The organism is Flavobacterium sp. CAU 1735, from assembly GCF_039888695.1.
Taxonomy (GTDB): domain Bacteria; phylum Bacteroidota; class Bacteroidia; order Flavobacteriales; family Flavobacteriaceae; genus Flavobacterium.
The window spans coordinates 276,760-297,607 of the sequence record NZ_JBDQQQ010000004.1 but is presented as its reverse complement, the minus strand read 5'-3'; the positions used below and the strand labels follow the sequence as shown (position 1 = coordinate 297,607).

Annotated in this window: 19 protein-coding genes; 12 read left to right on the top strand and 7 right to left on the bottom strand. The window is 40.2% G+C overall.

The window, feature by feature from the left end; translation table 11 throughout:
• Window positions 1-1,137: an efflux RND transporter periplasmic adaptor subunit gene (locus tag AAFN64_RS11785; RefSeq protein ID WP_347760583.1), complete on the top strand. Its 1,137-nt coding sequence runs from the start codon at window positions 1-3 to the stop codon at window positions 1,135-1,137.
• Window positions 1,138-1,267: 130 nt separating this feature from the next.
• Here the strand turns inward: AAFN64_RS11785 and AAFN64_RS11780 are convergent, their stop codons facing one another.
• Window positions 1,268-2,155, bottom strand: coding sequence for a LysR substrate-binding domain-containing protein (locus tag AAFN64_RS11780; RefSeq protein ID WP_347760582.1), 888 nt, complete (start codon window positions 2,153-2,155; stop codon window positions 1,268-1,270).
• A gap of 95 nt (window positions 2,156-2,250) precedes the next feature.
• On the opposite strand from AAFN64_RS11780, the gene AAFN64_RS11775 reads away from it, so the two are divergent.
• From AAFN64_RS11775 to AAFN64_RS11755, 5 genes are all read left to right on the top strand, one after another.
• Complete coding sequence (locus tag AAFN64_RS11775) at window positions 2,251-3,495, top strand: MFS transporter (RefSeq protein WP_300487035.1); 1,245 nt, start codon at window positions 2,251-2,253, stop codon at window positions 3,493-3,495.
• Between the two features lie 2 nt (window positions 3,496-3,497).
• Window positions 3,498-4,226, top strand: coding sequence for an MBL fold metallo-hydrolase (locus AAFN64_RS11770; RefSeq protein ID WP_347760581.1), 729 nt, complete (start codon window positions 3,498-3,500; stop codon window positions 4,224-4,226).
• A gap of 146 nt (window positions 4,227-4,372) precedes the next feature.
• Window positions 4,373-4,618 carry a hypothetical protein gene (locus AAFN64_RS11765; protein ID WP_347760580.1) on the top strand — a complete coding sequence of 82 codons (246 nt, stop codon included), beginning with the start codon at window positions 4,373-4,375 and terminating at the stop codon, window positions 4,616-4,618.
• 144 nt (window positions 4,619-4,762) lie between these two features.
• Entirely contained in the window at window positions 4,763-5,263 is a 501-nt protein-coding gene (locus tag AAFN64_RS11760) for a hypothetical protein (protein ID WP_347760579.1), read from the top strand.
• A gap of 97 nt (window positions 5,264-5,360) precedes the next feature.
• Entirely contained in the window at window positions 5,361-6,266 is a 906-nt protein-coding gene (locus tag AAFN64_RS11755) for a helix-turn-helix domain-containing protein (protein ID WP_347760578.1), read from the top strand.
• Window positions 6,267-6,268: 2 nt separating this feature from the next.
• Here the strand turns inward: AAFN64_RS11755 and AAFN64_RS11750 are convergent, their stop codons facing one another.
• Window positions 6,269-8,011, bottom strand: a complete 1,743-nt coding sequence (locus AAFN64_RS11750; protein ID WP_347760577.1) for a pseudouridine synthase — start codon at window positions 8,009-8,011, stop codon at window positions 6,269-6,271.
• Between the two features lie 177 nt (window positions 8,012-8,188).
• Here AAFN64_RS11750 and AAFN64_RS11745 point away from each other — a divergent pair, with 177 nt between their 5' ends.
• Window positions 8,189-9,337 (top strand): patatin-like phospholipase family protein, encoded by a 1,149-nt coding sequence (locus tag AAFN64_RS11745; RefSeq protein ID WP_347760576.1) that lies wholly within the window; start codon window positions 8,189-8,191, stop codon window positions 9,335-9,337.
• Window positions 9,338-9,373: 36 nt separating this feature from the next.
• Here the strand turns inward: AAFN64_RS11745 and AAFN64_RS11740 are convergent, their stop codons facing one another.
• The 3 genes from AAFN64_RS11740 to AAFN64_RS11730 form a co-directional block, all read right to left on the bottom strand.
• Window positions 9,374-10,312, bottom strand: coding sequence for a 2-dehydropantoate 2-reductase (locus tag AAFN64_RS11740; RefSeq protein ID WP_347760575.1), 939 nt, complete (start codon window positions 10,310-10,312; stop codon window positions 9,374-9,376).
• A gap of 92 nt (window positions 10,313-10,404) precedes the next feature.
• The gene (locus AAFN64_RS11735; protein ID WP_300489877.1) at window positions 10,405-11,130 is read right to left on the bottom strand and encodes a LytTR family DNA-binding domain-containing protein; all 726 of its coding nucleotides are present in this window, start codon (window positions 11,128-11,130) and stop codon (window positions 10,405-10,407) included.
• Window positions 11,108-12,205: a histidine kinase gene (locus tag AAFN64_RS11730; RefSeq protein ID WP_347760574.1), complete on the bottom strand. Its 1,098-nt coding sequence runs from the start codon at window positions 12,203-12,205 to the stop codon at window positions 11,108-11,110. Before AAFN64_RS11730 ends, AAFN64_RS11735 begins: the two co-directional genes overlap by 23 nt.
• A 261-nt stretch (window positions 12,206-12,466) precedes the next feature.
• On the opposite strand from AAFN64_RS11730, the gene AAFN64_RS11725 reads away from it, so the two are divergent.
• From AAFN64_RS11725 to AAFN64_RS11710, 4 genes are all read left to right on the top strand, one after another.
• On the top strand, window positions 12,467-13,474 hold the full coding sequence (locus tag AAFN64_RS11725) for a hypothetical protein (protein ID WP_347760573.1): 1,008 nt from the start codon (window positions 12,467-12,469) through the stop codon (window positions 13,472-13,474).
• A gap of 12 nt (window positions 13,475-13,486) precedes the next feature.
• Window positions 13,487-13,696, top strand: coding sequence for a hypothetical protein (locus tag AAFN64_RS11720; RefSeq protein WP_347760572.1), 210 nt, complete (start codon window positions 13,487-13,489; stop codon window positions 13,694-13,696).
• Between the two features lie 93 nt (window positions 13,697-13,789).
• A complete protein-coding gene (locus AAFN64_RS11715) occupies window positions 13,790-14,398 on the top strand; it encodes a hypothetical protein (protein ID WP_347760571.1) in 609 nt (202 codons plus the stop codon).
• Window positions 14,399-14,428: 30 nt separating this feature from the next.
• On the top strand, window positions 14,429-15,151 hold the full coding sequence (locus tag AAFN64_RS11710; RefSeq protein WP_347760570.1) for a DUF3667 domain-containing protein: 723 nt from the start codon (window positions 14,429-14,431) through the stop codon (window positions 15,149-15,151).
• A 31-nt stretch (window positions 15,152-15,182) separates the two neighbouring features.
• On the opposite strand, the gene AAFN64_RS11705 is transcribed toward AAFN64_RS11710, so the two are convergent.
• The gene (locus tag AAFN64_RS11705; RefSeq protein ID WP_347760569.1) at window positions 15,183-16,076 is read right to left on the bottom strand and encodes a hypothetical protein; all 894 of its coding nucleotides are present in this window, start codon (window positions 16,074-16,076) and stop codon (window positions 15,183-15,185) included.
• Window positions 16,077-16,254: 178 nt separating this feature from the next.
• Here AAFN64_RS11705 and AAFN64_RS11700 point away from each other — a divergent pair, with 178 nt between their 5' ends.
• Window positions 16,255-17,169 carry a bestrophin family ion channel gene (locus AAFN64_RS11700; RefSeq protein ID WP_347760568.1) on the top strand — a complete coding sequence of 305 codons (915 nt, stop codon included), beginning with the start codon at window positions 16,255-16,257 and terminating at the stop codon, window positions 17,167-17,169.
• Window positions 17,170-17,283: 114 nt separating this feature from the next.
• On the opposite strand, the gene AAFN64_RS11695 is transcribed toward AAFN64_RS11700, so the two are convergent.
• On the bottom strand, window positions 17,284-20,565 hold the full coding sequence (locus AAFN64_RS11695) for an HBL/NHE enterotoxin family protein (RefSeq protein ID WP_347760567.1): 3,282 nt from the start codon (window positions 20,563-20,565) through the stop codon (window positions 17,284-17,286).
• Between the last annotated feature and the right edge of the window lie 283 nt (window positions 20,566-20,848).

Here is a 20,848-nt window from a genome sequence, read left to right as displayed (position 1 = left end):
ATGAAAAAGTATAGTATCTCCATAGTCGCACTAGTATTTATGATGTTGCTTTCCTGTAGTAAAAAGGAAACCGAGACGTCAAAAGATTCGACATCAACTACGCCGGGTATAGTAAAACTGAGTACCGCACAGGTTCAGAATGCCGGAATAACGGTAGGACAACCTTCGGAAAAAGAACTCAGCGGCGTTCTCACCTTACAGGGAACCGTAACCGTACCGCCGCAAAGCCGCGTGGATGTAACGTTTCCGCTAGGGGGCTATATCCGGAAAACAAACGTAATGCCGGGTATGCATGTTAAAAAAGGACAACTACTGGCGCAAATCGAAGACATGCAATATATCCAGTTACAACAGGATTATCTTACGGCTAAAGAAAAATACAATCTGGCCGTAATGGAATACAACCGTCAGAAAGAATTGAATGCAAAAAAAGCCAGTAGCGACAAACTATTGGAACAAATCACAAGCGAACGCGAAACCCAACGAATTACCATGACTTCATTGGGGCAAAAACTTTCGTTACTGGGAATCAATATCGGACGATTGTCTACCGCTACGATTAGTAAGTCGATTGCCATTGTATCGCCGGTAAACGGACTGGTGTCGAAAGTAAATATCAATATCGGAAAATATGTCGGACCGACAGAAATGTTGTTTGAGTTGGTCGATATGCAGGATGTCGTACTGTCTTTTAATGCTTTTGAAAAAGATATCGCCTATCTGAAAACCGGACAAAAACTGGATGTTTACACGAATGATCAATCAGATCGGAAACACCGTGCAACGATTGCTTATATTAACCATTCTCTAAATGAGGATCGTGCCGCTGAGGTAATTTGTAAATTGGAATCGTACCAACCGGCCTTACTTCCGGGACTCTTTGTAAACGGTACGATTGAGGTGCAATATAAAAAGGCACTTACAGTTCCGGAAAGTAGTGTTGTAGACTGGAAAGGAAAAAAATATGTTTTTGAAGCACAAGCGGAAAATCGTTTTGCAATGATACCGGTGGTGGCAGGAATTGCACAGGATGGATTGCAACAAATTGTATCGGATAAAATCAATTCGGGTTCCAAACTGGTCATTCAAAATGCCTATACATTGCTGATGAAAACGATGAATAGCGGAGACGAGTAGAAAAGAGAAAAGAGAAAAGAGAAAAGAGAAAAGAGAAAAGAGAAAAGAGAAAAGAATTTGGTCGTTAGCAATAATTTGCCCGAAATAGAAAGACCTGTCAGGAATTGTCTCGCCCGACAGGTTTTTTTCGTTATACACCGAAATTGGAAAGCGGTGCCGTGAGCCGTTCCAGAAAATACCGGGCGGCTTTTTTCTGATAAGCATCCTGATGTGTGATGATCATCGCACGTCGGGTCATGTTGATTGTATTGATCGGAATAATAGCCAGTTCTTTGTCGATCGCAACGGTGGTTTTGGCCAGAATCGTATACCATTTTCCGGATTTTACCAGATCGAGTAAAGTCGGAATATCATTGATTTCAGCCGATATTTTTGGATGTATGTTGTGTTTGGCAAAGATATCGCCCACAAACTTACGTGTACTGTAACCGGCTGCCGGTAATACAATAGGCAACTGACTTATTTCAGTCAAATCGATTTCTTTTTTATCCGCCAGCGGACTATTTAATGCGGCAACCAAACACAATGGGGATTCGAATAACAGTGTATATGTCAGATTTTCGTCGGCTATGATTTCTTCAAAAGCCAGAACCAGATCCAAATGCAAACCGATCAGTTTGTCGTGTAATTCTTCCGACGTACCAAAGTACACTTTTACGGTAACACCGGGATAATCGTTTAGAAAAGCAATTAATGCCGGCGTGAGCAGATGGCGTAATCCGTAGGTCACTCCAATAGAAAGAGCACCGGTTTTGAGTTCGCTGAGGTCTTTTAATAAGGTTAGTCCGCTATTGGCTTTGTTAACGGTTTGTTGCGCATAACTGTAAAAAAGATCTCCGGCTTCGGTGAGTGTAATCCGTTTACCGATCCGGTTAAACAAAGGCGTGTCGAGTTCAATTTCCAGTTGTTTAATCTGTTGCGACAACGTACTCTGACTAATATTAAGCGCTTCGGCGGCAGCGGTAAAATTGAGTAATTCCTTGGCCTTTATAAAATATTTGAGTTGACGTAGCTCCATTTTTTAAATCGGTTTTATCGATTGATGATATAGAAAAATAACGTTTTACAAATTTATAAATTATAGGGAACTTTGTAGTGTAAAATGATGTAAAAATGAATATGTTCCGGTCACTTAAGTATAGAAATTTCCAGCTTTTCTTTTATGGACAATCTATTTCTTTAATGGGAACCTGGATGCAAAAAACGGCTGTAAGCTGGTTGGTTTACCGACTTACGGGATCGGCCTTTTTATTAGGGTTGGTCACTTTTGCCAGTCTGATTCCTTCTTTGGTACTATCGCCTTTTGCCGGTAGTTATATCGAAAAACACAATCGCTTTAAAATTATGATGAAAAGCCAGGTTATCTCGATGATACAAGCGGGTACGTTGGCCATAATGATCTATTTTAAATATTATAGTATTCCGGCGCTGATCGGTTTGAGTTTGCTTCAGGGGATCATCAATTCGTTTGATGTAATCTGTCGGCAAACGCTCATGATGGATATGGTGGGTAATAAAGAGGATCTACCCAATGCCATTGCGTTAAATTCGACCATGACCAATCTGGCTCGGATCATCGGTCCGGCTTTGGCAGGATTGGTGTTGGGAACTCTGGGCGAGGATTTCTGTTTTATCGGGAACTTTTTAAGTTATATTCCGGTATTGTATTGTTTGTACCGAATGGACATCCGAATTTCAGAAAATACCGAACCGATTAATAATGTGTGGTACGAGTTAAAAGAAGGGTTTCATTATCTGGTACACGAAAAAGAGCTGATCAGTTTGATTTTATTGCTTTCAATGAACAGCTTGATTGTGATTCCGTTTAATACCCTGATGCCTATTTTTGCCAAAGATATTTTTAGCGGAACGGCCAGTACTTTTAGTTTGTTCGAAAGTGCGATTGGTCTTGGTGCGGTGATCAGTGCCGTTTATCTGGCGAATCTGAAAAAATACGATCATATTATTAAAATCATTATAATAGCCGGTTTTATGCTTGGAAGTAGCGTGATGTTACTGGCGGGTTCCAACCTCATCGCCGTTTCGGTTATCCTATTGGTTGTAGCCGGTATCGGAATGATGGCACAAACATCGGCTATCAATACCTATATCCAAACCCATGCACATCCGAGTATGCGTTCGCGTTCCATTAGTTATTTTATCATGGGATATCAGGGACTAATTCCGGTAGGGAGCCTTTTGGCTGGTGTTGTAGCAGAATCGATCGGTGTGCGTTTAACCGTGGTTTTCCAGGGCGCCATTGGAATCGTAGCCATATTGGTATTCTACCTGTATTGGAAACGAATGAAAGCCAATAGCATTATAAAAGAAGAAGTGTATAGTAACGAACGATCTTAATCATGAAAATCATACCCCTTAGCGAAGGTATATTCTGGGCCAGTAAAACAAAAGAATTTACCTTGGCCGATAGTGCTCCGGTTGGCGAACCGGGCGCGTTAAAAATGGCAATAAGTCCTTTTCTGATCCAACTTCCGGACGATCTGGTTTTGGTTGACGCCGGACTCGGCTTTGAACGCAACGGAAAACCAATTCTGATTTCGTTGTTGCAAGAAGCCGGGTATGAACCGGAGCAAATTACAAAGGTTTTGTTAAGTCATTTGCATAAAGATCACACCGACGGATTGGGCTTTTTTACTAATGATCATTTTGAAACCTATTTCCCGAAAGCAACTTTGTTTTTGCAGCGAAGAGAAATGGACTATGCGCTATCGCAACCGGACAATCCGTCGTTTAATTTGAGAACACTAAAAGCTTTACAGGAACTGCCAAATGTGGTGTATATGGAGACTGATAAAGGTACTATCGGAGCACACATTACTTTTGAAGTTACCGGTGGGCATTCGCCGTTTCATCAGGTATTTTGGTTCCGGGATCAGGATGAAATTGCATTTTATGGCGGTGACAATCTGCCGCAGGAATCCTATCTGAAATACCATATCGCCTATAAAACCGATTATGAAGGAAGAAAAGCAATGGAATTACGTCAAAAATGGGAGCAACAGGCCCGTATGGCAAAGTGGAAAATACTGCTCTACCATGATCTGGAAAAGCCGATTTTGGAATTATAAAAAGGAATTAAATATTTTTAGGGTAAACAGGGCTTTATGGAAACATAGAGCCCTGTTTTGTATTTTAGTTTTTTAAAATAAACAGGAATCAGAATCACTATGTTACAAAACGATTCCATTGTCTGAAGTAAATAATAAACCATCCAATGATAAAAAAAATAGCCGTTTTACTTCTTTTGAGTAGCATTTTTTTCTGTAGTTGCAGCAAGTTTGATCCACAAACTGCAACGGAAGTGATACAAAATTATTATAGTGAAGGAAAGCTGAATGGTGCTGTTTTGATCGTACAAAACATCGGTATCCTGTTACTGGAACAAAAGAAATTGTTGGCATACGACGATCCTGTAAAACGCTATCTGAATGACCGGTTTATAACTTTTTGGAAGAAATAAAAGAAACCCTTGTAAAATAGGGCATTTTACGTTTTTTAAAGCCGAAAAATCAGCACTTTATTTTGTCAATAAAATAGTGGTTTTAAGTAGAATACAGCGGTTTTAAATGGTTATTTTTAATAGATAACACTAAACGCATTAAATATGATTTCAAAATTGAAAAGCTTATTCCTGGTTGCTGTTGTGGCCGGGTTCTCTCAAAGTTTGAGTGCACAGGATATCAGAGTTGGCGTACACGCTGGTTTTCCGATTGGCGATGCTGCTGATGTTTCGTCATTTAATTTAGGAATAGATGGTGCCGTTTACTTTTATAAAGTAAAAGACTTTCTGGATTTGGGTATCGCAACCGGATATACCCGTTTTTTTGGTAAAACGGAAACGGTGGCGGGTATGGATTTTACCTACGACGATTTCGGCTATATTCCTGTGGCGGCTTCGGGTCGTGGAAAATTTGATCACAATATTTTCTACACTGCAGATATCGGGTACGGAATTGGTCTGAATAACGCCGACGGTGGTTTGTATTACCAGGGTAAACTAGGATGGAACAAAGACAATTTCGATCTGTTTGCCTTTTACCGTGGAATATCCGACAACTTTACAGTGTCTGCTATTGGAGTAGGTGTAGCGTATAAACTGCACTAATACTTTTAAAATTTTGTAACTCCTATACGCTACCGCCAAACCGGTAGCGTTTTTTAATTCAATTTGACTACCTTCGACCGAATTGTAGCACTATCGTATGTCTGATTTACCTTTAAAACAGCTGGAAAAAGCCCTGGATTTTATCGAGCAACATTTGGAAGAACCCTTATCGGTAGAAAAAATCGCTACTGTAGCAAATTATTCGCCCTTTCATTTTCAGCGGTTGTTTAAAGCGTATACCGGCGAAAATCTGTTGGAGTTTTACAATAGAAAACGGATCGAAAAGATCGCGGCTTTATTAATCAGGGATACGAAGGAAACGATAGGAACCCTGGCTTTTCAATATGGCTTTTCGGATAATGCGGCACTGACGAAGGCATTTAAAAAGCGCTATTCGGTTAGTCCGACAGCATTCCGAAAACAGCGTAGTAGTCGGTACGACAAAATTAAAAATAGCAGGAATGGACAAATTTTTCAGGGATTTGAAGCCTATATTTGGCGTATTGAAAATCTTAAAAACTGGATAAAAATGAATGCAGTAATAACGGTTCAGGAAATGGTTGCGTTTCCAATGATTTACCAAAATCATATCGGTGTGGAAAATCTGGATGCGACTTTTACAAAAGTGATTGAATTTGCGTTGGAAAATAAACTGACAGATCCCGAAAAGATCGCAGCGATCCGGATTTACCACGATAGTTTTAAAATTACGGCTCCGGAAAAAGTCCGTATGGAAATTGGAGTAGTGGTCGATCGGGATATCCAAACCGAACCGGGTATTTTCTTCAAAAACCTGTCACCCGGAAAATGTATTACCGCCAATTTTGAAATCAACCTTGCCGATCTTGAAAAAGCCTGGTCGTCGTTATATATCTGGATGAATGAAAACGGCTATCGCCCGGCGGAACAATTGCCATTCGAAATTATTCGGAACAATTACAAGGAACATCCACAGCAAAAATGCATGCTTACGTTGTGTATTCCGGTAGTCCGAAAAGAATAATTTTAAAACGATTCGCCTACTTCAAAGCGGAGTGTTTCCCGGGTTATCGGATGTACAAATTCCAGATAAGCCGCATGAAGATGCAAACGGTCGGCACCGGTTCCGTATAAATCGTCTCCTACAATCGGTGCATTCAAACCTAGTTCATGGGCGGCGTGCATTCGCAATTGATGCGTCCGACCGGTAAGTGGCCAGAAATGAATTCGGGTTGTCGCTGTTTGTCGCGCTACGACTTTCCAAAGGGTAACGGCTTTTTTACCGTGGGTATAACAAACCAACTGTCGCGGTCTGTTGTCCAGATCACCTCGTAACGGAAGTCGGATTTCACCTTCTTCTTGTTGGACCAATCCCGATAAAAGGGCGGTATAGCGTTTTATAACCGTACGTTTTAAAAACTGACGCTGGATGTGTTTGTGGGCTTCTTTTGTTTTGGCAACAACCAAAAGCCCTGAGGTGGCCATATCCAAACGATGAATGATCAACGGTTCGATGTTGCCCCAGGTTGTTTTGAGTCGGGTATAAACCGAATCCTGAATTTGTATGCCCGGAACCGAAAGTAATTCAGCCGGTTTGTCTACAACAACCAAGCTGTCGTCTTCGTATATAATTTTAAGAATGGTATTTTCCCCGTGGTTTTGTAATAGCGGATTAGGATCCAGAGGAATGCCTTCCAGCATATGTTTTAATATGGGCTGACATTTACCGGTACAGGCCGGATAAAACTGCCGGTGTTTCCGGATTTCCGATTTAGGGGAGGTCCCCCACCAGAATTCGGCCATGGCCAAAGGTTCATAACCATTCGCAAAAGCATATTGCAATAATTTCGGAGTAGCACATTCTCCAGCCGCTGCGGGTGGTTTACCAAAAACGGTTTCACTAAAAATGGATTGCAGACTTCGGGTTTTTCCGTGTTTATTTAAAAAGGAATAGTGTTCGAAAAGTTGTTGCTGTAAAGCGGCGGATTTTTCTTTGCGTTCTTTTTTTAACGCTTCTATCTGGTCTTCAAATCGGGCTAACTGTAATCGGGTTTCATCCAAGCGTTCTTTCCATTTGTTGGTGAGCACCTGTAATTCCCATTTGTCCCGTAAACTTTGTTTGATCAAATCGGCTTCAAAAACGGCATACTCCGATTCTGTCAGGTTATTTTTTTGCGCTTCACGGCTTTTTTTACGTTCTTCTTTATTCGCTTTTAGCTGTTTTTTAAAAGCAGCAATTTCTTCCTGCGATTGATTTGTAAATTGTTCCAGTTCGGTTGTAAAACGATGGTATTGCGGATCGGCATTTATCGTTTCAATGGCACTGTTAATGCTGTTTAAAATGGTTTCTTCTTTTAGAAAAAAGCTGTTTTCAAGCAACATGTCAAAAACGGGTGGCACAAAGCGCGGATGCTGATTCGTACCGGCCAGTTTTCCGGAAAAAGCGGACAAATATCCTATTTTGCCGTTAGCATCCCCAACAACGAGTACACCAAACATTTTCCCGATAACGATTCCTTCCTGATTTTCGATAAGCCCGAAATTATGTTCCATATCCGTCTGACTTTCCAGGTAGTCCTGTAATTCCGAAGCGGCAATTTGCGTGAGCGGATGCGGTTCATAATAAAACGGAAAGGTAAAGCGTTCCGGTAGCGAAATAGCGTCCAGAATACGATCGTTAAAGTAGGTGATTCTATTTTGGGTGTCGTTGCCCACAGTTGTTGATTTTAGTGCTGCGAAATTAGGGTATTTCGGTTTAACAGCCGCCAAAACAGTTCAATTTTAGCAAGTCGTATTTTTTGTTTAGATAGAAAATCCGGTATTCACAGGTTCCGAATCAAACGTGAAAACAGGTGATTATACGTTTACGGGACTGAGGACTATCGGTTAATTTTAGAAACTTGTTTAAAAACAGGTGCAACCAAATCAATACTAAAAACTAAAGTTATGGGTAAAGTAGTTATTTTAACAGTAGATGGCGGTGGTATAAAAGGAATTATACCGGCCTATTTTCTTAACGAACTGGAAAGCAGATTGAATAAAAGCTGCTATGAACTTTTCGATATGATCGGCGGAACCTCAACCGGAGGTATTATCGCTACAGGACTAACATCGCCAATAAACGGTAACAAACCTTTTACGGCTCAGGAGGTTTTAAACATTTATCAGAACGACGGAAGTAAAATTTTTGTACCACAAGAGTCATTAATACCCGACTGTTATGCGCAATATTATGGCGACGATGGTAATGGTAACGGTATCGAACCGTATTTGCAGCAACAATTCGGGATGGGAACCTTAAGTGCGGCGCAAGCCAATATGAAGACACTTAATGGACGTACCAAACACGTGTTTACAACCAGTTATACGATTAATAGCAGTGGTAATACGATACAGAATCCGGTATTGGGACAGGATTACGGACCGTATTTATTTAATTGGATGGATGCGACCAATGCTGCGGTCGACGATTATATGGTATGGGAAGCAGCCCGTGCAACGAGTGCGGCACCAACCTATTTTCCGGTAGGTAATGTGGGCGGTGGACAGAATTCGAATTCGAATGCGCAGGAACGTTGGGTACTCGATGGAGGTGTGATGTCGAATAACCCGGCCATATGGGCCGTAACGGAAGCATTTCGTACCGGATTGGCAACAAGCCTGAGTGATATTGTACTGATATCCCTGGGAACCGGAACATATGCTTGTGGCGCCGGACTAGTGACTGTTGATCAGGGTGATCCGGATCCGGATAATGGGAACTGGGGGTATATGCCGTGGGTTACCAGTGATCTGGAAGATTTGTCCGGTAACGACAATGGACGTGGCGCCGTTGTGAATATCATTACTGAATCGGTACAGTTGGTGTCGGGACAACAATTACAGGCGTTAACCGCTTCGGGGCTTACGTATTACCGATTGGAACCGCCTATTATTCAGGGGCAAACACATATGGATAATATCGATCCGGGAAATATTGATTCGTTAATCGCTACCGCGTCAGAATATCTGATCGATAACGCTACAGGCGAGAAAACGTTTAATGCGATTGTAGACTTGTTGACTACGTTGCAACCGGTTTCTGTTTCCGTTTAATTCAACTTTTGATCAATATAAAAACCGGTCTTAGTATTATAAGGCCGGTTTCTTTTTGGCTTTTAAAGCCGTATATAATTTTTCGTAAACCGGTGCTGCAACACCATAAATAAGCCCTTCGGAAACTACATAGCCGGTTAAAGCATCCAATTCGGTTTGCTTTTTTTCATTTTTAAAATCACTATGTAACGATGAGGTCGCTGCAAACGGAAGCGTTTCTATATTGGCTAAGGTAGTCGCAACACTATCTTCCGGTAGCGGTATGTGTTTGGCTTTGGCCAATGTGTAAACTTCTGTTAGCAGTGCTAGTAACGTATCGCGTTTGTCCGGATTTTCAAGGATTTCACCAACTGACTGATCATAAAAAGAAGTAGCCGTAGCGATGGCCGATACGAATATAAATTTTTTCCAAACTACCGATAGGATATCCTGAGTTAGGGAGGCCTGAATTTCGGCTTGTTTTAAAAGCGTTTCCAGTTGTAAAAGACATTCGTCCGATGCCTTATCGGAGCCAAAAAACAGACTTTCGATGTTTCCGCTATTGGTTACGATTCCGGGAGCCGACAGACGGGAAACCAGATAGACGCAGCCTTCCAACACTGTTACATTGGGGTAATGACGCTTGATTTTTGGCGTGCTGTCCAGTCCATTTAGTAACGGAAGGATAACGGTTTTTTCGGTGATACAGTCTTGCAATTGTACTAATGTCGACTCCAGATCGTAGGTTTTTGTACACAGAATAATGTAGTCGGCTTTGTCAAGATCGGAAGGCGTATCGCTCGCTTTTTGCGGAAAAACAGTACTACTATCCGAGCCTTTCACAATCGTAAGACCATTGGCGCGAATCGCATCGAGGTTTTTGCCCCGGGCCAGAAATTGCACGGCTACACTAGTATCGTTTTGAAAGGCTTTCGCCAGTAGTCCGCCAAAATAGCCGCCAACACCACCGATTCCTGCAATTAGTATGGTTGTCATCACATTTTATTTTTGTAGAAAGTTAAGCGAAAAAGAAATGGTTATCAAGATATTTTTTAATGCTACCGGTTTCCATAAAATTCCAAATACGATTACGTATCGGGATATAAGGAATCGCCCAAATAGGCCTTAAAAAAATCTTTTTTGTAAACTTCTCCCAAAGGGATTTCATTATCGCCCAAATAGAGACTATGATGATCAAAAGAGTCAATCCGTTTTATATTTACCACATACGATTTGCTCACGCGTAGAAAAAGATCCTGTGGCATTTTCTGATGAATCGTTTTCAGGTTCATTGCGGTAATTAATTTTTGCGAGCCGGTATATAAAACGACATAATCTTTAAGGCCTTCAACATATAAAATATCCGTAAAATGAATCTTATAAAACCGACGGTCAGATTTAATGATCATAAAATCTTCCGTATTCGATTCCCATGTGGTTGTATTGGCTGTATCGGCCAATAGTTTTGTATAGGTTTCCGCTTTCTGAATAGCTCTTTGCAATCTCGATTTTTCGATCGGTTTTAACAGATAGTCGATAGCGTCCAAATCGTAACTTTTTAAAGCATATTGCGGATAGGCCGTGGTAAAAATAAGCAAGGTATTTTTGGGAAGTTGTTCTGCAAACTCCAGTCCGGAAACCATTGGCATTTCGATATCCAGAAAGATAAGATCGACTTTAGTGGTATTTAAAAATTGCTGCGCGGCCGGTGCATTGGCAAACTTTCCGAGTATGGTAAGATTCGACACTTCCTGAATAAGTGCTTCCATTTCGGCTCGGGCAAGAGGTTCATCATCTAATAGAATACAGTTCATAGGGGATTTTTAAGGTAACGTTATACGCCGATTTTGTATGGGCCAGGGTTAAGGTATGGGCTTTTCCGTATAAAAGATCCAATCGGCGTTTGATATTTAATAAACCCAAACCGCCTTTCTTTTTATCGACAGACGGAATATAGTCGGGATCTATCGAATTATAACAGTAAAAACAGAGCATCGTGCCCTCTGTTTCAATCCGGATCGTAATATCGGACTGGGCGCCGCTTATATTAATACTGTGTTTGACGGCATTTTCTACAAAAATGGTAAAAAGACTCGGCGGTAATAGCATATTGTTTATAACCGACGGATCGATCGAACAGGATAAAGTTACCGAAAGATTGTCGCGTCTGATTTTTTCCAGTTCGAGAAAGTTGGATAAAAAGTCAATTTCTGATTTTAGCGGAATTTTCACCTCATTATTTTCATACAACTGGTAGCGCAAAAACTCAGACAGTTGCAGGATCACTGTTGTGGCTTTGTCGACATCGGTTCGAACCAGAGCTTTAATCCCGTTGAGCATATTAAACAAAAAATGGGGATTGATCTGGTTCCGAAGCTCGTTTAGCTCCATAGTGAGCGTAATATTATTTAATTCATTGATGCGTTCCGTATCGATAGTCCAACGCTGAAATAATTTGATCATTGTAGTAACCAGGATAATTGGCATTAAAATGATGGTGCCTTCATAATAGCCGCGCAAATGATTATCATGCTTATGCCGTATAACAAGGTAGTCGGGACTATAGGCACTTAATAAACCACCAATGATCATCAACCAGGCGATAACCAATGCCAATAGAAGTAAAATATACAACAGGTAGCGGCCTTTAAAGAAAAACTGAGAAACAAGAAAGTACATGTTAATATAACTCATTGTGATAATAGAACCGCATATACACGCAAGTCGGTAATAGTTATAAGGTCTTGGATACTCCGTTATTTCGCGGGAAAATGCGATAACGGCCAGAATTCCCGACAAGAGTATGAAGTGGCGTAAAATCCGGTAATCGTTATCAATTATAAATCGAATAATCCAACTATTACGGACTTCCTGTGTATTGTATTCCATGTTTTAAAAAATAACCGGATCAAATGTAGGTCGAAAGTACCATGCTATAAAAAAATTATACAAAAGTCCATTCGTTTTATACAAAACGCAACAAAGTACCCTTTACGTATAAATTGCAAGGCGGTTGGTATAAAAAATAAAATGCAAAAGACCTAATCTTTTCCTTTGCCGGAATTAACAATCGAATTGTAGTCGTTTACCAACTTCCGGAGACTATTTGAGACAATTTGGATTAGAATCTTAAAAAAACGAATGGTAAAAATGAAAAACGTATTTTTTGCAGTGGGACTTTTTTGTTTTACAACGCCGGTGCTTTCTCAGGAAAACGACACAAAAAAACAGGATAGCGTGAGTATGGCTCGACGGGCATTGACTTATGGCGCGAATAAATTTGCAATTGTACGTCCTTTGAATATTGAGTATACGACGGTAGCGCCTTATAAATATACCTCCAAACTCGGAAATACAGCCTTGCCGGAAAGTAAAGTTACCGACTTTTCGCAGCTTAAGGTGAGCACGACTTTTAATTTTATTAAAACACAGAAGTGGATGCTCGGCGCGACCTTAGCCTATAATTATACCCGTACGGGAACTGATTTGGCATTGCCGGAAGAAGGTATTGATGGTGTTCAGAAGGATTACCATTATCATTATGAAACGCTCAACTTTTCGTATTTCTCAAAATTGTTCGGCAAAACAGCGGTGTTTACTTCAAGTTTGATTGTTGATGGGAGTGATCAACATTTTGAAAGGGTAAAAGGATTGGTTTCGGGAACCTTGATTCTAAAAGCAAATGCCAGGACAAAATTGATGGCCGGTATTTTAGTCAATATTGATCCGAGTTCGGAAATTCCGGTAATTCCGATTTTTACATTCGAACATAAATTTAATTCGGGTTTTATGATCGATATGATTATTCCAAAACAGATTTTGCTGCGGAAACAAATGGCAAACAGCTGGCGCTTATCGGTCGGTACAGAATTGGACCGAACCAATTTGTATTTATATGGCGTAAATCCGCAAAATAGATCGCAAAAATATGAATACCGCCAACTCGACCTTAATAATGGGATTGTTTACGAACAGTTGTTGGGCGAACATTTGGTACTAACGGCACGAACCGGATTAAAATGGATCGCGATCAGTCGTATTTTTGAAAAGCAAAATACCTTTAATGATACTGTTTTTGAAGTAACTGCCGATCCGACTTTTTATTTCAATGTCGGGATTTCCTTTAATCCTTTTCTGAAAAAAACAAAGACGAAGTAATTGGAATTTATTATGATCAAGATTTTTAAAACCAGTATAAAAAAGCCTTCGGAAGCCAGAGAAGTGATGCAGATACTTTCCGGTCGGTTTCCCAAATGCAAAGTCAGTTTTGATTTGGAAGATTGTGATAAAATTTTGCGAATCGAAAACGATAGGCTTCAAACTAAGGCAGTTGTCCGAGTACTTGAAAGCCGACAACATTTTTGTGAAGAACTGGAATAAAATAGTATTTGGAATCCTATATTTTCTCTCTGAATTATGAAATTTTAGTTTATTTTGGCATACGAAAATAAGTAACCCAAAAACAAATTAAAATTGAAACGTATTCTACTACTACTGGTATTCCTTACTAACGCAACCTGGGCACAACAAATCGTAAAAGTTAGCAATAACTATGCAACTGAAAATAAAGAAGTTCAGGAATTGATCGATTTTCAAAACATATATATTGAAAAATTGAATTTTGTAGGCGAGGCGCTTAAAGGAAAATATTATGAAGTGAACATACAGGAATTTAAAAACGGTAAACCGTCTCCTAAAGTCACGTTGTTTGATGGAAGTGAATCGGATTATTTTAAGATCAGTTTAGAAAGTCTCTCGCTGAAGTTTTTCTTTAGTATGACCGACGGTAAGCTAAAAACATATATGAAGGGACCTGGTTTCGGTAGTAAAAAAAGCTATTTTAAGTTACATAATGATTCCGAATTATATGCACTAAAAGATTTTTTTGGCTCCAAAGAATTTCTGGAAATCAATATAGCTTCCGAAACGGATATCCCTATTTTTGCGATTATAACGCCTACAATGCATAAAGATGGTTCCGGTTCGTACTGCGAAGTAGTGCAATCGGACATAAAACCCGAAAATTTAGGAACACATTTTAAAATACCGCACTATTTTTTAGTGAGTATACGCTTTAAATAATATTTTTGAGATGTAATTAGAAACTAAAAAATGGATAACTGTAAAAACTGTACCACAACTATAACCGGTAAATATTGCGCTAATTGCGGGCAACCGGCACAACTTAAACGAATTGATGCGCATTATATCGTGCATGAAATTGAGCATGTTTTGCATTTTGAACGGGGTATTTTATATACGATGCGGGAGTTGTTTTTACAACCGGGGAAAAATATCCGGGAATACCTGTCGGACAATCGTAGCCGATTGGTAAAGCCGATTTTATTTATCATTGTAACATCGTTGATTTATTCATTTATCAACCATTACTTCCATATTGAGGAAGCTTATACGGCTCAGCTGTCTCTCCGGAAATCGGCAGTAACAACGATGACGGATTGGGTGCAAAAGCATTATGGCTATGCCAATATTATTATGGGGGTTTTTATTGCGCTATGGGTTAAATTATTTTTTAGAAAATACCAGTACAATCTGTTTGAAATCCTGGTGATGTTGTGTTTTGTGATTGGTATGGGAATGCTGATGTTTTCGGTATCGGCCTTAATAGAGGGACTGACTCAAATCCCGTTATTCCTGTATGTGAGTGTTGTGATCACAGGATATTGCGCCTGGGCTATCGGACAGTTTTTCGACAAAACGAAGCCTGCCAATTTCATAAAAGCATTGATAGCTTATATTCTTGGCAGTATAACGTTTTGGATTTTATTAATGATCTTAGGTATAGTAATTGACCTGATTTATTTAAAAAAGTAAATTAAATTACAGATAGCCCGTTTTTGGGCTACTACTGTTCGGTCATCCATTTCACCAGGCTTCCCTGTTCCACGATATTCCAGGAATGCGGATGCTTGTCGCCATTGGCTCTGTACCCGCGGTTTTGAGTAGCGATATACTCGGTTTGCGTACTACCCAGTTCTCGTAAGGTTTTGGATGCCTGTTCCAGTTTGTAGGCGTTTAAATCTTCGTAGGTTCTGCTTTTTTGCTGCTTTTGCCATTCCAGATCCGGTTCGGAATAAAAACGGGTTTTAATATCTTTTAAATAAGCGATAGTATTGGTTGCTTTACAGGAAACCAGGTATGGCGAGGCATTTTTATAGTTTTCGAGATGATCAGCAGGTTTTCCCAACGTACTTTCCAACAATTCGATTAAATAGTGGCCTTCCGCGACAGCTTCCGCATCTACATTTTTGGCAACCTCTTTTTGAGAATCGTTGTATAAGGCTTCCAGATCGATCGGAGAATCGATTACCATAATGCCTTTGGGTTGAATCGCGTTTTTATTCTTTATCAGATAACTGGACAATAGCATAGCCACATTTCCACCACCGGAAAAACCACCGATATAGAGATTGTCTGTAACAACATTATGCTGGTCCAATATGGTGTTGAGTGTTTTTGCGTATTCCTTTTTTTCGGAATCACTTAAGAAAAGCCTTTGATTGTAATTTAAAAGTAGGGTAGTGATCCCTTGTTTTTCGATATCTTTCAAAAAACCAGCCTCGGCTTTGGTATTGGCAATATCGCAGGGAAAACACGGAAATAATACTAAAACGGCTTTTTGCGGACTGGCAATTTTTAGTTCGTAATCTTTTCCTGTGATCACTTTTACGGCTTCATTTTTGGGAGTACAAGCACCGAATAGCATTACCGTGAAGATAACGAATAGTTTTTTTTTCATCTGGATTTAAAATAGGGTTGGATTGCGAATGTAGGAAAATTTCGTTCCGAAGAGATAAATTTAACCTTATTTTAAACTACTATAATAGGATATATTTCTACAGATATTGCGCCGGTAAGATCGGACTGTTTTTGTAAATTTGTAAGCTTCCGGAAGACAAAAACGCGGGGCTTATCATATGATTATACGAAAAAGAGAACACTGGTTTAGGATGCTTTTTGTATGGCATGGTTCGGTATTACCGGGATTATTACCCCGTTTGTTGTTATTGTTGCTTTTGTCGATAGCCGTTGTTTATTTCCACGGAACGATATTGTCGTTTAAAGTACCGCTCAATACGGCTCCGTTAACATTGTTCGGTTTTGTATTGGCATTGTTTTTGGGTTTTCGGAATAGTGCCAGTTATGATCGTTTTTGGGAAGGACGAAAACTTTGGGGCGCTTTATTGAATGTTACGCGCGCGCTGACACGTCAGGCGTTAACACTCGGAACGCAAGCCGATAAAAATTCGGTTTATGCGTTTGTACAGTTGTTAAGTGCGTTTACACACGCTTTAAAACACCAGTTACGCCATACGGATCCGTATGCGGACCTCGAAAAACGATTAAATACGACACAACTGGAAGTAGTAGGGAAGGCAAATTATAAACCGGCTATTATTCTGAATCTTTTGGGAGAATGGGTACAAACGGCCAAAAATTCCAACCGGATCGATTCCATTCAGCAAAGCCGCTTTGATGAAAACCTGGATAAATTGGCCGATATTCTGGGCGGATGCGAAAGAATTCAGTCAACACCGATTCCGTATAGCTATCGGGTACTATTACACCGTACGGTATATTTATATTGTTTTTTACTGCCTTTTGCTTTGGTCGATAGTTTGGGCTGGTTTACACCGTTTATCGTTGTATTTATAGCTTATACTTTTGTTGCTTTTGAAGCTATTGCCGATGAAATCGAAGAACCTTTTGGAATGGAAGCCAACGATTTGGCACTTAGTGCCATGTGTCAGATGATCGATACTACCATTTTCGAACAGATTGGCGTGACGATCGAGACGCTACCCGAAACAGCAAAAAATATAATTGATTAACACGGCGCATTCAGATCATTTGTCATCCGTATTTGATGATTGTATAGCATGGGTAATCGGATAAATAAAAAAGGGAGTACTATTGGTACTCCCTTTTGCTTTTACGGTTTTTAATTATTCCGAAAATTCATATTCACCTACACTGGCGATAAAACTTCTTTCAAGTGCATCCGAAAGTTTCGAAATGTCCGACCATTGTTGCAGAAGTGCTTTAACAATGTTTTCCGCTTCTTTAAAATTGGAAGCGCGTAAGGTGTATTTAGCGATATTCAAACTATCGATCTCGTCGATGATTAGTTCGCGTATCTTATTGATTGTGGTTATTATAGCAATAGTGTTTTCGTCGAGTATTGCGGTATCATTTGTAAGTACCTTTAAGACTGCGATATCTGCTTTTAATTTGGAAATGGATTCCAGATTTTTGGCTCTGTCACTAATCGTAACTTCAACCTTGTCGCCTTTGCTCTGGATCTTTTTAATTTCCTGTTGTATTTTTGAAGCTCCGGATTTACTGGCCTGTTTAATGGCAATATTGGCTCCTTTTTTTATCAGGTACATCAGCGTTGGTCCTTGTACCGCGGCAAACTGAATCTGCCCAGCTGCAACGGTAAGCGCCATAATAACACCATAGGCTAAATATTCGGTTACCATTCGGGTTGAGTTGTTTACAATCTCTTCCATTTGCTGATTAATAGCAAGGGTGTAACTCTCTTCGCGAAGTTCCATTTGAAGTAGTTCGCCATCGTCGCCTTTCAGATCATTTTTGATCACACTTTCGACGAATGTAAAGGCAGCCTGATCATTTTTGATATTGTTATGAAACAACTGAAGCGCAATTTTATCTCTAAATAGGCGTCCTTCTTTATTAGCACTGCCAATATACGGTACAAACGAATCTTTTAGCGCTTCTATTCCTGCTTCTGCGTTTTTAGCATCACCTTTTTGGATAAACGAGAGTACATCATCGCCTAAAATTTCAATGCTGTTCCCAATGGCCCGTAGTGCGGATAACTGACTTAATACGTTGTTCGACACACTCATGGTCCATTCCATTGTATGGCTTCGTAAAATGGCCTGATCCTGTTTTAAAAGATTTTCTACATAAACCAGTTTTGGTTGTTTGTTGATCAGCTGCGCGGAGTTCTGAATTAAAATCGCCTTAGAAAACAGGTTTTGCAAACAAAGGCTAATACTGTGTTCTTCGGTTACGGTTTCATTAATTCGGGCAAAAAGCAATTGCGAGCTTTTTTGAAGACGTACTGTAGACACACCTTCAAGCTGACTGGCAAGGGCATTGATATGCGCGCGGACAATAAACGGTGTTGTACTGGACGTATTCTGAATGGATTCAATTGTGGACAGGATAACCTGAATGGCTTTTAATCCACCGTCGATACTTTTCCCCAGAGCCGCCGCATTTAGGGTAAGGGCTGTCGTCTTGTTAATGCTGTTCATTAACTGGCGGAGTTGCGCATCATCGGCGGCAATCTTATTGGTAAAAGCATCGATTTCCGACTGAGCATTACTTACCCGGATAGCAACTTCGATGGCTACTACAGCACAAACAGCAACGCCCAACAAACAAAACCAAAAGTCATTTTTAATCGCGTCTTTATCGGACTGAGCCTTATTTCGTAATCGAATGGCATCCTGTAATTTCTGACTGTCGGCGGTATGCGAGGCCTTCATACTTAGAAGCCATTTGTTCAAGGCTCCGTCTATAGTATCGATCGCTTCATCCAATTTATAAACGCGTTCTGCTGCTATTTGACCTGTTGTTGTGCCTTTTTGAACAAGTTGCATCAGATCGGGTAACGTAGCATACGTCGCATCAAGAATATGATCATCGTCCAGTCTGGCGATTTCACGAAGGACGCTTGCTTTTTGAGACAGTAATTCATTTACCGCCAAAAAAGATTCTGTGGCTTCAAAAGCCGGATTAGACACCCGAATTAAATTTTCTTTAGCTTCCAGAATTTCTTTTGGAGACGCTTTTCCGCCGGTTAAACCCGACAAGTCACTTTGAAATGCGAGTAAGGTCTGTGCGGTATTCTCTATCCAGGGACGGTAACCGCTGTTGCTTATAACCGTATCTGAGCTAAGAGAATTGGCAGGAGATTTAGCCAGCGTAAGGGCCGGCGCTGCCAATGTCATTTTTTGCATGTTTATCCCCCGGCCTGCTGTTTTGGGTAATTCCTTTGGAACATTAGGGAAGGAAGGTGTTTTTCCATCCGAATTGTTTACGGCAGAATTATCAACCTGCATAGGAGCAAGAAGATTTTGTTTGATCGTTTTGGCGTCTTTCTGAAGGGTTTCCCATTGTACTTTCGAAGTTCTAAGGTTTGCCTGAACGACAAAAGCTAAAGGTTCGGTATCTTCGGCATGCCCTTGTGTATTGATCAATGAATCAATGACGTTTTCATAATCCCGATCCAATTGATCCCAGGCACCCGATAATTTATCCAAGGCTGAACTCGCAATGTTTAATTGGTTGATCAAAGTTGTAACGGATCCTTTTAGCGCCGTTACCACTGCGATTTCCGAATTAATAAGAGAGATTTCCTGTAAGGCTGATGCTTTTCTCTCGGATGATTTATTATAATCGACAATACCAATTACCGCGGCGGTTGTTCCGGCGGCAATAATTCCGATACCAATAAGGATGACCGGTGTACTTCCTCCGGCCGATTCGATCCACATGGCGACACCTACCGCAACGGTAAGTACTCCTACGACAACGCCTCCGGCTCCGGCTCCAATAATGGCCAGATCCTTGTTCATGGTGCTTTCGTAGTTGGTTACCAGTTTTTTAAGGTCTTCCAGTTTACCTTTATCACCGGTATATTTGGCTTCGATAAGGATATAATCTTTTTTCAGATTTGCTTCGTTTTCAAGCATTGAATTTTGTAAATCCTTGATTTGTTTCGAAGCGTCTTCAACTTTTTCTTTTTGTTTTTTGATTACTTTTTGAAGCGCTTTTAAACCCTGAATCAGATTTAATTGTGCCTGTTTACATTTGTCCGGATTGTTTAACTCACCGGCAAAATCGTATAACGGATTGTAAAGGGAATCGAATTCGGTTCCGAAATTAATAATCGCATCATTTACTTTAAATAGCGTAGGTCTAACCGTTGTACGCCATTTTTTAGCATCTTCCTTACTGGATTCCTGGTGCTTTTTTAGCTCCGGAACGCCCTTTAAATCGGTAAAGGTAGGTTGAGCCGAAATTGCAGCCGTTGCAATGTCTAAGATTGCGACAGCACTTGTAGCAATAGTTTGCTGGGTTTTAAATTCTTCTTTTGGAGCTAAACTTACCGTGTTGTCGGAGGCATTTTTTAAATCGGCCAAAATTTTGTCGATTTGTTCTTCTTTTAGTTCATACTCGATTGTCTTCATAATGTACTTTGTTTGGGTTCAATTTTGAGGTTCAAAAGTTTAAAAATCAATAGTTTTAAGGTCTTTTTTAAAGATATTTAAGGTTCTATCAGATCATTAAGTCTTTGTTTTTAGTAGGTTTTATTGAAATAATATTTTTTTGCGACAGCAAATTATAGATAAACTTCAGCCCCATAGTAGGTATTTTTACCTGTTATAGGGCTTTTAGAAAAGAGGTGCACGCCTGTAAACAAACGGGCATTTTTACAAGAAGACTTAGCGTTCGTTTGGTATGGAATCTTTT